The organism is Pseudomonas sp. SDI, from assembly GCF_003105155.1.
Taxonomy (GTDB): Bacteria; Pseudomonadota; Gammaproteobacteria; order Pseudomonadales; family Pseudomonadaceae; genus Aquipseudomonas.
This window is the reverse complement of the sequence record NZ_QETK01000007.1, coordinates 72355-84545: the sequence shown is the minus strand read 5'-3', so window position 1 is coordinate 84545 and position 12191 is coordinate 72355. Positions and strand designations below refer to the sequence as shown.

At 60.8% G+C, this 12191-nt stretch carries 10 protein-coding genes; 9 read left to right on the top strand and 1 reads right to left on the bottom strand.

What is annotated here, in order from left to right; genetic code table 11:
- Positions 1 to 5 precede the first annotated feature (5 nt).
- From DCO48_RS06580 to DCO48_RS06565, 4 genes are all read left to right on the top strand, one after another.
- Positions 6 to 821 (top strand): zinc-dependent peptidase, encoded by an 816-nt coding sequence (locus DCO48_RS06580; protein ID WP_116549791.1) that lies wholly within the window; start codon positions 6 to 8, stop codon positions 819 to 821.
- 91 nt (positions 822 to 912) lie between these two features.
- Entirely contained in the window at positions 913 to 1440 is a 528-nt protein-coding gene (ppa, locus tag DCO48_RS06575) for an inorganic diphosphatase (protein WP_116549790.1), read from the top strand.
- Positions 1441 to 1682: 242 nt separating this feature from the next.
- Complete coding sequence (locus DCO48_RS06570; protein WP_116549789.1) at positions 1683 to 2393, top strand: XRE family transcriptional regulator; 711 nt, start codon at positions 1683 to 1685, stop codon at positions 2391 to 2393.
- Between the two features lie 224 nt (positions 2394 to 2617).
- Positions 2618 to 2863 (top strand): hypothetical protein, encoded by a 246-nt coding sequence (locus tag DCO48_RS06565; protein WP_116549788.1) that lies wholly within the window; start codon positions 2618 to 2620, stop codon positions 2861 to 2863.
- Positions 2864 to 2943: 80 nt separating this feature from the next.
- On the opposite strand, the gene DCO48_RS06560 is transcribed toward DCO48_RS06565, so the two are convergent.
- Positions 2944 to 3198, bottom strand: a complete 255-nt coding sequence (locus DCO48_RS06560; protein ID WP_116549787.1) for a hypothetical protein — start codon at positions 3196 to 3198, stop codon at positions 2944 to 2946.
- A gap of 120 nt (positions 3199 to 3318) precedes the next feature.
- Between DCO48_RS06560 and DCO48_RS06555 the strand changes: the two genes are divergently transcribed.
- The 5 genes from DCO48_RS06555 to DCO48_RS06530 all read left to right on the top strand — a co-directional run bounded on the left by DCO48_RS06555 (position 3319) and on the right by DCO48_RS06530 (position 12133).
- Positions 3319 to 4191 carry a YafY family protein gene (locus DCO48_RS06555; RefSeq protein WP_116549786.1) on the top strand — a complete coding sequence of 291 codons (873 nt, stop codon included), beginning with the start codon at positions 3319 to 3321 and terminating at the stop codon, positions 4189 to 4191.
- Between the two features lie 463 nt (positions 4192 to 4654).
- Entirely contained in the window at positions 4655 to 6361 is a 1707-nt protein-coding gene (locus tag DCO48_RS06545) for a dynamin family protein (RefSeq protein ID WP_116549784.1), read from the top strand.
- Positions 6362 to 6374: 13 nt separating this feature from the next.
- On the top strand, positions 6375 to 8618 hold the full coding sequence (locus tag DCO48_RS06540; protein WP_116549783.1) for a dynamin family protein: 2244 nt from the start codon (positions 6375 to 6377) through the stop codon (positions 8616 to 8618).
- Complete coding sequence (locus DCO48_RS06535; protein WP_116549782.1) at positions 8615 to 10483, top strand: dynamin family protein; 1869 nt, start codon at positions 8615 to 8617, stop codon at positions 10481 to 10483. The genes DCO48_RS06540 and DCO48_RS06535 overlap by 4 nt, the downstream gene beginning before the upstream one ends.
- 258 nt (positions 10484 to 10741) lie before the next feature.
- Positions 10742 to 12133, top strand: coding sequence for an APC family permease (locus DCO48_RS06530; protein ID WP_116549781.1), 1392 nt, complete (start codon positions 10742 to 10744; stop codon positions 12131 to 12133).
- Positions 12134 to 12191 lie beyond the last annotated feature (58 nt).

Here is a 12191-nt window from a genome sequence, read left to right as displayed (position 1 = left end):
CGCCCATGTGGAGCCTGAGCGCCTGGCGCCGGCGGCGCACCCTGGCCCGCAACCCGCTCGACCCGCAGTTGTGGCAGCGGGTGCGTGAGCGGCTGCCGCTGCTCGATGGCATCAGCACGCAAGAAGACACCTGGCTGCGCGAAGCGTGCGTGCTGTTCCTCGCCGAAAAACACCTGAGCACCCTGCCCGGGGTCGAGCTGGATGCCGAGCAGCGCCTGTTTCTCGCCGCCCAGGCGCAGTTGCCGTTGCTGCACCTGGGGGCGTTGAACTGGTACCAGGGCTTCCACGAAATCATCCTCTACCCGGACGACTTCCTCAGCCCGCAGCGCCATCGCGACGCCAGCGGCGTGGAGCACGAGTGGGATGGCGAGCACAGCGGCGAGGCCTGGCTGCAGGGCCCGGTGATCCTGGCCTGGCCGGGGGTGCTGGCGAGTGGTGGCTGGGACGGCTACAACCTGGTGATCCACGAGCTGGCGCACAAACTGGACATGCTCAATGGCGATGCCAATGGCTTGCCGCCGCTGCACAGCGACATGCGCGTGAGCGACTGGGCCGAGGCGATGCAGCAGGCCTTCGACGACCTCGACCGCCAGTTGGCGCGCAACCCCGACGCCGAGACTGCCATCGACCCGTATGCGGCGGAAAACCCGGCGGAATTCTTCGCCGTGACCAGCGAATACTTCTTCAGCGCCCCGGACCTGCTGGTGCAGGCCTACCCCGCCGTTTACGCGCAACTGAGCCGTTTCTACCGGCAGGACCCACTGGCGCGGCTGCAGCAATTGCAGCACAGCCACCCGCATTACCGCGACGCCTTGGACTGAGCCGGCCGGGTGTCCGCTGGGGCATGGCAAGCGTTACGGAATGTGCCTATAATCGCGACCAATTTTTGGCCAAACATGGGGGCACTGCCCAATGAGCTACAGCAAGATTCCGGCTGGCAAAGACCTGCCGAACGACATCTACGTCGCCATCGAGATTCCAGCCAACCACGCGCCGATCAAGTACGAGATCGACAAGGACAGCGACTGCCTGTTCGTCGACCGTTTCATGGCCACCCCGATGTTCTACCCGGCCAACTACGGTTTCATCCCGAACACCCTGGCGGACGACGGTGATCCGCTGGACGTGTTGGTGGTAACCCCGTACCCGGTCGCCCCAGGTTCGGTGATCCGTGCACGTCCGGTCGGCATCCTGCACATGACCGACGACGGCGGCGGCGACGCCAAGGTCATCGCGGTACCGCACGACAAGCTGTCGCAGCTGTACGTCGACGTCAAAGAGTACACCGACCTGCCGGCGCTGCTGCTCGAGCAGATCAAGCACTTCTTCGAGAACTACAAGGATCTGGAGAAGGGCAAGTGGGTCAAGATCGACGGCTGGGGCAACGCTGACGCGGCCCGCGCCGAGATCACCAAATCGGTTGCCGCCTACAAGGGCTGAGTCGACCGGTTGTGAAAAAGCCCCGCCTAGGCGGGGTTTTTTTGTGCCGCCTATCCGGGCCCGGCGCCGCCAGCAGCTCCAGGTTTTGCCCAGGACCTGTGGGAATGGCTCGTCCCGCGATGAGGCCCACAACATCACTCAATAACCTTCCTACAGCATCCTAGGCAATCTCTGTCACCTCGCCAAAATTCTTCACTCCGCGTTTATTGAACCTCTCTTCCAGCGCTCTAAACTCGGTCCTCATGAATACATCTGGCGATCGTTTGAAAGCACTTCTTCGCGAGTGCAACCTCACCGCTTCGGACTTTGCCGCCCAGCGCAAGGTAACGCCGCAGCACGTCAACAACTGGTTCCATCGGGGTGTACCGCTGGCGCGTCTGGACGAAATAGCCGAGCTGCTGTGCGTGCGCAACAAGTGGTTGCGCACCGGCGAAGGTCCCAAGCATCACAACCCGCTACCCCGCCTGAGCCGCGCCCCGGACCAACCCTACCCCGAGCTGCCCGATCACAGCGTACTGGCCGCGCATGTCGAGGACGATATCGCGCTGCCCTTCTGCCGTGTGCATTCGCGCATGCTCGAACCCATCCGCGGGCGCCACTTGCGCTTGCCGCGGATCGCGCTGGACAGCCTTGGGGTGAATCCCGAACAGGCGGTGTGCCTGAGCATGCCGGACTACAACATGGCGCCGTTGATGCCGTATGGCAGTACCCTGGCGGTGGATCGCACCTTGCGTCAGGTGATTGAGGGCGAGGTGTATGCGCTGATGCACAATGGCCGCTTGCGTGTGCACACCTTGAGCAAGCGCCCGAATGGCGCGTTGCGCCTGCACAGTTACGACAGCGACGACTACCCGACCGAGACCTACAGCCCGAGCCAGGCGAAAACCCAGCGGCTGGAGATCCTGGGATGGGTGTTCTGGTGGTCGCAGTTGCGCGAGGAGCGACCGGTCTAAAGCAGCGCAACGTGATTTTTTGCTGGGCATTGCGAGCCATTCCCAGTATGCTACGCCGCACATTCAGCCCCGGGTGCAGCACGCACACCAGCGGGCCAGGCAAGGCCTCACACAGCCCTTGCCGATACCGACCCCAGTGTCGGATAACGATTTGAAGGCGGTTGCGGCTTACCAAAAGTCAGCCAAGACTGTCCCCGAGAAGCCGGCCACAAGCCGGCTTTTTAATGCCTGTCGAAAAAGACCGTTGCGTCTTTGCGGTGATGGCGCTGGTGACGCTGGTGACGCTGGGGCTCATGTCCTACGACGAAGCCAGCTACCAGATCACCCACCTGCGGTGCCTCGACCCTGGCAGCGAAACCCCGAAGATCACGCTGTGGAACTCGGTGATCAAGGTCTACAAGGACGATGGCAGTTCCACCGGCGTGGGCCCTTATCCTTCGCTGTACTGGGCTACGACGGGCAGCCGCTGAACTGCCGCATCGAAGACGCGCTGATCATCTGCCGCGACATCTAAAGCAACCTGCCGGGGCGCACAGCGCTCCCCAGCGTTTCAGCCCTCCTCTGCCTCCACCACCGCGCCCTGCAAACGCCTGCGCAACGCCGCCACCCGCACCTGTTCGGCACGCAGCGCTGCACGCAACTCGCGGTTCTCCATCTCCCAGATACGTGCCCACCTCGCCCCTTCGCGACAAGCCTGGGCCACCCGCCACAACTCGTTCAGCCGCACACACTGCAACAGCAACAGCAGCAGAATCCCACCCATCAACACCAGGGCTCCCGTCGCAATTACTTCCGGCATCGTCATTTCACCTGTCCTTGCATGAGTTCATTCGGTCGCGTTGTCAGCGGCAAGATATGTAGTGAAAAGCGACAGGTCTAGAATGTAGACTTATACAGGTAAAGTATTCGCACACATGGAGAGGGTATGAAACGCGCGCAATCCGTCGCACAGGTTCGCTGGGATCTGGCACTTCGCTATCGGCTGATCGAGACCGTCGCCTGGTGGGAAGGCCGGCTTACCACGGGACACCTGATGCAGAGCTTCGGCATCAGCCGTCAGCAGGCCTCGAAAGACATCAACACCTACATCAGCGAACATGCGCCCACAAACTTGACATATGACAAGCAGGTCAAGGGCTACATCCCCAGCAAAGACTTCACCCCACGCTTTATCGACGACAGCGCCAGCGCCTATCTGCACCTGCTTTACCAGAACAACGAACGCGCGCCGCATATCGATGGCCTGGCCCTGGCCTATGCCCATACCAAAGTGCTGGAAGTGCCCGACCGGCCTATCCGCCCGGAAGTCCTACGCCCCCTGCTAAAAGCCTGCCGCGACGGCTTGCGCCTGGAAATCGAGTACGTGTCGCTGAACACCCCGCAGCCGGAGGTACGCCTGATCGCGCCCCACACCCTGGTGTACACCGGTATGCGCTGGCATGTGCGCGCCTACTGCGAAAAGAACGGTCAATACCGCGATTTCGTGCTCAGCCGCCTGCGCGTTGAACCCGAGTTGCTCGATGTCTCGGCCAACAGCCGCGACCTCGATGAAGACTGGAACACCGAGGTACCGGTGATCATCGCCGCCGACGGGCGCCTCGACCCCGATCAGCGCGCCATCATCGAAGCCGACTTCGGCATGCAAAAAGGCCAGTTGATCGTGTCCTGCCGCCGCGCCTTGGTGAAGTACGTGCTGCAGCGTTACCAGATCGACCCGAAGAACTTGAACCCGAATCCGGAAGCGCAGCAGATCGTAGTCAATAACCTCAAAGAACTGAAACCCTGGTTATACGAGTAAACAACCCGATCTGGCTGGATATACAGGTAAAATTTTCGAACAGATAGTTGCGGGAAAGTCGTCGTAAATAGCCCAGCACAGCAGTTTAAGAACCTAGTCGTGCGCGTTTTATTGACAGTTTACGAGCAAGAACCAGAGTGCCATCATTCACCCCGAATCAGCCCGCCTATCTGCAAGAAAACAAGGACGCGTGCATGCCTGTACCGCCGCCAGCAATGACCTACAGTTGCCCCTCGTGCAGCTGGAGCAAGACCACCGCACCCGCCAGCGACGCGCTGGGGCCGGGCGACTGGTTCGCCGAGTGCCCGAAATGCGGCCACCCGGATCTTCAAGTTTCGCGGGCCAATCCGCTCGCCACACTGCTGGCGAAAGCCGGCAGATATTTGCACAGATAAATGCTCGCACTTTGCACACTCGATATTTGCACGCCACGCACAACTTCAGGACTTAAAGGATTAACAACATGCTCGACAGCCAGAAAGAATTCGCCAGTTACTTGAAGAAAATGCAGACACTGCTCGAAGGCCAGGAGTTTGCATTCGATAAAACCCTGCTGCCGAAAGTGATGGAAACCGAACTTGTAGTGCCCGTGATCGGTGCGTTCAGCGCCGGGAAAAGTTCGCTGCTGAATGCATTAATCGGCCAGGAAGTTCTGCCTGTTGGTATCGCCCCGGAAACCGAACTGGCCACCGAACTGCGCTATTCCAGCGAACCCTACCTGCTGGCGATCAAGCCTGACGGCGCGCAGGAACGCCTGCCGGTCGACGCCCTGAGCAGCATCAACCGCCGCTCTAGCGAGTTCTCCCACCTGCGTCTGTACCTTGACAGCGATGCGCTCAAATCCATCGCGCCGCTGGTGCTGGTGGACATGCCCGGCTTCGGCTCATCGCTGGAGAACCACAACAAGGCCATCGCCTACTACCTGCCGCGCGGCGTGCATTTCGTGGTACTGACCAGCATCGAGGACGGCAACATCACTCAGTCGATGCTGCGTAAACTGGATGAGCTGAAAACCTACAACACCGACTTCACCTTCCTGCTGAGCAAGTGCAACCTGCGCGCTGCCGATCAGGTCGAGGACGTCCAGGCCTATATCGATGACCAGTTGGGCGTGTATTTCGGCGAGCAGCATCGCAGCATCGCCCTGGGCAACCGCGGCGGCGAAGAGCTGACCCGTGCGCTCACTGCGCTGCAACCCGATGCGCTGTTTTCACGCCTGTTTATCGATGTACTCAAGGACCAGAACTTCGACGTACTGGCGCAGATCAATCTGGCCCTGAGCATGCTGAAAAAGGACAAGGCTGAAAGCGAACAGGCCGCGCGCTCCCTGGACCAGGCCCTGGCAAACCTGCTGGAGCAGCGCCGCGACGTCGAGTCCGACCTCAAGGAGCGCTACTCGGGGAAAATGCTCGACCGCTGTCTGCGCGGGCTGGACGCCGCCCTCAACGATTCCCTGGAGGAACTCACCACTCTGGGCACCGGGCGCAATCCAGGCGCGCTGTCGAACGCGCTGTCCGACATCATCCGCACCAGCCTGGGCAGCACGATCAAGTCGGAAGTGCAGGACATCTCCACCAGCATGGTCGACCGCATCGCCGGCAACCTCAGCGCCACCAACAGCCAGATGGCCGTGCTGGATATCAACGGCAACTGGAGCGAAGAGCTGTCGCACAAGGTGAAATTCTCGTTGGAGCGCACCACCGAGATGCTCAGCGACTGGTCGCAGCGCCTGAGCAACCGCAGCGACGACGACAAGGGTGGCGGTGCGATGCTCTACCGCAGCCTGTCCACCGTACTAGCGGTGACCACCACCGTGGTCAACCCGATCATCGAATTGGTGATCATCTTTCTGCCGGAGATCATCAAGATGTTCAGCGGCGGCGGTAACGAGCGTGAGAAGTTCCGCCAGAAGCTCACCGGCGAAGTGTTCCCCAACATCAAGGCGGAACTGCGCGGCAAGATCCCGGCGATCATCGACGAACAGCTCAACGCCATGCTGAAGAAAATCGGCGACGGTTTCGAAGAGCAGATAAACAAGCAGAAGCATGTGGTCGATACCATCGCCCAGGAAAACCAGTTGCGCGAAACCGAGATCGGCGAGAAAAGCGCCGCCTTGGAAGGGCTTGCCCAAGCAGTGAAAGCCGCTGCCAACGACCACCTGTACAAGTAAGGTGAACGACTCGATGAATCACCAGACACTCGTCGCTTTCAGCGAAAAACTGCACCAACTGGCCGAGAGCAACCAGGATCTGTTCGCCCGCGAGATCGAACAGTTCAAGCGCATGAACGGCATCGACCAGCCGGAGCAACTGGCCCAGGCCTGCCAGGCCCTGCAAGAGCAGAACCGGCTGATGAATATCGGCATTGTCGGGCGGGTAAAAGCCGGCAAGTCGTCCCTGCTCAATGCCCTCGTATTCGAAGGCGAACCGATCCTGCCCAAGGCGGCCACGCCAATGACCGCGGCGCTGACCACTATCACCTGGGGCGAGGTATTCAAGGCCCGCGTGGAGTTCTACAGCGAGGCGGACATCGCCAGCATCAGGTCCAAGGCCGACCAGTTCGAACAGCGGCTGGCCAAGCGTCAGGCCGACTGCCTGGAAGAACTGGTGCAGCGCCGTCGCGCCCAGCCCAATGGCGCGCCGCTGGACATGCAGCAGTTGACCACCATGGCCAACAAAAAGGCCATGAACGATCTGCAGCGTGAAGAAGGCCTGTTCGCCGCCCACGACCAGTACCAACGCATGAAAAGCGCCGGAGTCGATGCCGCCAGCCTGCACCTGCACAGCGAGATCGAGGCCGCCACGCCACAGCAACTGGCCGAGCGCCTGCACAACTATGTCGGCGCCAGCGGCACTTACATGCCGTTCACCAAGACCGTGCACGTGGCCATGCCGCTGGAGGCCCTGCGTGACATCTGCATCATCGATACGCCAGGGATGAACGACCCGGTTCAGTCGCGCGAAGAACGCACAGTCGAGCTGCTGAAGACCTGCGACGTGGTGTTCATCGTCACTCCGGCCGGGCAGTTCCTCAATGAGCAGGATCTTGAGGTGATGGGCCGCATCACCCAGAAGGAAGGCATCCAGGAACTGGTGCTGGTGGCCAGCCAAATCGACACGCAGCTGTATGGCAGCGAGAAGCGCGCACGCCTGGGCGACGCCATCGAAGCGATTCGCGGGCAGCTGTCGGTACGCGCGCAAAGCACACTTGCCGACCTCAAGCAGAGCAGCCCGGAAGTCGGTTCGGTATTCGACAGCCTGATCAGTTCGGTGCACCGCAACCTGCTGCACAGCTCCGGCCTGTGCTACAGCCTCAATCGGCGCTTCGACTCGCAAGAGGTCTGGGACTCCAACGAGCAGGTCACTTGGGACAACCTGAGCAGCAACTACCCGGACTATTTCAACCGCGACAACCGCGAACTGTCGCTGGGCAGCCTGGACAGCCTGGCCAACATCGAAGCGATCCGCGCGGTGCTGGCACAGGTGCGCGCGAAGAAGGCCGAAATTACCCGCGACAAGTTGGGCAACCTGCTGGCGCGCAAGCAGAAGAACCTGGAGGCATTCAAGGCACTGATCGTCAATTTGGCACGTAGCCAGATCGGTCAGATCCAGAACGCCAACGTCGACCAGCTCGACGAGCAACTGCGCTCGCTGGAGTCGAAGCGTCTGGACCTGTCGGTGGAGCTGGATGTGCACTTCAAGTACATCATGTCCGACTACCGGCAGAAGCTGCGCGACAAGATGCGCGAGGCGGCCGCCAGGCTGCTGCGCGAATCGAAGTCGGCGATCAGCGATGCGCAGGGCACCTACACCGCCACCTATACCGTCGAAAACGACGGTATCGGCAGCTGGTTCGCGCGCAAGCTTTGGGGTGGCGGCACCACCGAGAAAACCGAAGTGCGCGCCAAGATCATCAGCAGCCAGGTGATCTCGACCATCAGCGAGTTCATGAACGACATCCAGGATGAACTGGGCTACGAAGTCGAACAGTCGCATCGCTGGCTCAACGAAGAGCTGGCCAGGATCCTCACGCCGAAGATTCGCGAGGTACTGGACAAAGATGCCAACGGGCAGATGATCAAGCAGGCGATCATCGCCATCATCCAGTCAATCCCCGACGACGACTTCGACCTCAACCTGCCGTTGCCGGAGAGCCTGAAAAGCAGCGGCACACTCAAGGGCTATGAAGCCGAGCGTTTCAAGGACGCCGCCGACGACTTCATCGGCTCGCTGGGCAGCAAGGTCAAGAACAAGATCAGCTCGTTCGTCAACAGCGTGGAGCGCAAGGCGCCGGCAACTATCTCCGACTCATTCGTCGACGAGATCCAGCATCGCATCAACCTGCTCAAAGGTCAGGTCAACAACGCCGCGCAAACCATCGACCGACTGGAACGCCTGGTGCGCAAGACCGAAGAGGTCAGCCTGTGAGCAACCCTCCACGCATCAACGACCAGGCGCTGCCGACCCTCGAGGCGATGACGCGGTTCTGGCAGTTCAAGCGCAAGCAACTGGCCGCCGACCTGCAGGGCCACCTGCTCGACGCCCAGCAGCAGTTGGACAACCTGTTCAGTGCCAACCAGCAACTGACCGTGCGCTGCGCCGGGCAGGCCAGTGATCTCGGCTTCCTGCAGTCACGCAACGAATCGCTGCTGGATCAGTTGCAGGTCGAGAGCGCCAACCTGAGTACGGCCAACGAGACCCTGGAACAGGAAAAGACCAAGCTGCAGAAGGCCATGCTCGCCCTGTCGAAAGCCCAGGTGTACGCCCGCGACCTGGAAGAACGCCAGGCGCGTGCACTGGCGCAGCTTGCCGAGCTGGAACAGCGCCTGGCCGACCAAGCCAACGCCGCGCAAGTCGAACGCGAAGTGCTTGCCGAGCGACTGCAGGCGAAACAGGCCAAGGTGGCCGATCTGGAGCAGCGCAATGCCCAGGCGCGGGCGCAGATCACCGAGCTGGAGACCTTCCTCGAAGAGCACAAGAGCAAGCTGCTCGCCAAGGAAGAAAACGTCAGCCTGCTGGAAAACCTCACCGAGCAGTTGAAGGCTTCGCACCAGCATCTGGTCGACAATTACGAGGACATCAACACCCGCCACCTGTCACTGACCGAGAAATTCTCTCTGGTGAGCAAGGTACTGGCCCAGCAGCCACCGACCAATGCAGCACTGGACGAATTCGCGGCGCTGATCAATCACGACTACATGGAGTTCGCCAGCCGCGAGTCGTCGTTGGCCGGCGAGGCCCAGGCGGTACTGGAAATGCAGGCGATCCTCGCCGAGATGCAGATGCTGAACAACTTCCCGAGTATCGCCGGCAAGACCGTGCTGAGCGTCGCTGGCGGTTTCAGCAGCGGCAAATCGGCGTTCCTCAACAGCTTTATCCAGAACCCTGGCGTGCAACTGGCCACCGGCATCAACCCGGTCACCGTGGTCCCCAGCTATGTGGTCTGTTCCGAGGAAACCCGAATCAAGGGCTACTCCTACAACGGCGGCTCGCTGGACCTGGAGCCGAAGCTGTACGCCTCGATGTGTCACGAATACGTCAAGGCGTTCGGCTTCGACCTGCGGCGCATCCTGCCGTTCATCAGCGTCAAGGTGCCAATGGACCCGGAGCTGTTCGGCAACCTGTGCATCATCGACACCCCCGGCTACAACCCTGGCAACGCCGGTGGCGCGGCTGCCGCCGACCGCGGTACGGCCGCCTCGCTGGTGAACCAAGCCTCGGCAATGATCTGGGTAATCGGCCTCGACCCGGCCGGCACCATCGACCAGTCCGACATCGAGTTCATCCAGGCCACCCGCTTCCACGGCGAGTCGTTGTACATCGTGTTGAACAAAGCCGATGTGAAATCCAATGACGACATTGAGGAGATCATGGACCAGGTGGCGTTCGACCTGGAGTGCGCCGGCGTCGGCTACGCCGGCATGTGCGCCTACTCGTCAGTGCGCAGGAAGGACTACCCGTGCACCGGGCTGACCCTTGCCGAGTTCCTGCGCTCGATCAACCACAAGGTGGATGTGGTCGGCAAGATCGACAAGAAGCTCAACGCCGTGTTCGACGCCTACCAACGCGCCATCGAGGCGGACATCGCCCAGCTCGAAGGACGCAAGGGCGAGTTCAATGCGTTCAAGCTGGATGCACTGGAGGTCGGCGGCACCGCCTTGTTCGACCGAATCGACCAGGCGTTCCCGCTGACCGAGCAAATGTTCGACACCAGCACGCTGGAAAAACTGGTGGGCGAATGTCAAAACCTGCGCGGCAAGCTGAGAAAGGCGGCGGCCAAGGCACTGGCCTGAACACTGGCCAGCGGCGCAGGCCAGGAGGTCAGCGCCGCTTCACCTGTTTATTTTTTTCAACATTAACTGACTAAATCACTAGCCAGCCTCAACCTAAAAAGCATTCAAAAACAATAACTTAATCAAAAAAAAGATTGCAATACAGCAACATCCTGTAAAAAGTTAATTGACACCCCACCCTCCATCGTTTTTTATTTCACCCGCCTCACCCCCCAAGAAAAATAACGTCAACAAAAATACGGGCAAGCCGCTATCCCTATGCCAGTCTCTTCGCGTGCACCTCAGCAGAACACAGGACCCGTTCTCAGCGACACCACCAGCCCACCCACCCAACTGCGCAAAACCCTGAACCTCTGGCAGGTAGTCATCATCGGTTTGGCCTACCTCACGCCAATGACCGTGTTCGACACCTTCGGCATCGTCTCCGGGGTCACCGGTGGTCACGTGCCCAGTGCCTACGTGCTGGCGTTGCTCGGCATCCTGTTCACCGCCGTGAGCTACGGCATTCTGGTGCGACGCTTCCCCGAGTCCGGTTCGGCCTACACCTACACGCGCAAAGCCATCAACAGCCACGTCGGTTTCCTGGTCGGCTGGTCGTCGCTGCTCGACTACCTGTTCCTGCCCATGGTCAACGCCCTGCTCGCTAAGCTCTACCTGGCGGTGCTGTTCCCGGAAGTTCCTGCCTGGGCCTGGGTGGTCGGTTTCGTCGCGATCATGACCCTGATCAACGTGCGCAGCATCAACCTGGTCGCCAACTTCAACACGCTGTTCGTTGGCATCCAGGTGACCATCATCGCGGTGTTCATCTACCTGACCATCCGCGGCCTGCACAGCGGTGAAGGCCTGGGGACGACCTGGAGCCTGCTGCCGTTCGCCGGGGAAAACACCCAGCTGAACGCGCTGGTCGCCGGCGCGACCATCCTGTGTTTCTCGTTCCTCGGCTTCGACGCCGTCACCACCCTCAGTGAAGAAACCGAGAACGCCGAAAAGGTCATCCCGCGCGCGATCTTCCTGGTCGCGCTGGTCGGCGGCCTGATGTTCATCGTGGTGTCGTTCTTCATTCAGTCGTTCTTCCCCAGCATGGAGCGCTTCCACGATCAGGAAGCCGCCCTGCCGGAAATCGCCCTGTACGTCGGCGGCAAGCTGTTCCAGTCGATCTTCATCTGCGCCACCTTCGTCAACACCCTGGCCTCGGGCCTGGCCTCGCAGGCCAGTGTGTCGCGCCTGCTGTACGTGATGGGCCGCGACAACGTGATCCCGCGCAAGGTGTTCGGCAGCCTGCACGCGAAGTGGAAAACCCCGGCGCTGAACATCGCCATCGTCGGCCTGATATCGCTGTCGGCGATCTTCTTCGACCTGGCCACCGCGACCTCGGTGATCAACTTCGGCGCGCTGGTGGCGTTCAGCTTCGTCAACCTCTCGGTGATCGTGCACTGCTACCTGCGTGAAGGCCGCAGCCAAACCCTGGCCGACAAGCTCAAGTACCTGGTGACCCCCACCATCGGCTTCTGCATCATCGCCATCCTCTGGCTGGACCTGGACTCGCACTCGCTGCTGTTCGGCGGAGTCTGGGCCAGCCTTGGCGTGCTGTACCTGGCGTACCTGACCAAAGCCTTCAAGGTCGCACCGCCCAGCTTCGTTGCCGAGTAATCCTCAGCTGAGCAACAGCCCGTCGTCTCGACGGGCTGTTCACATCCACGCCCCCAAG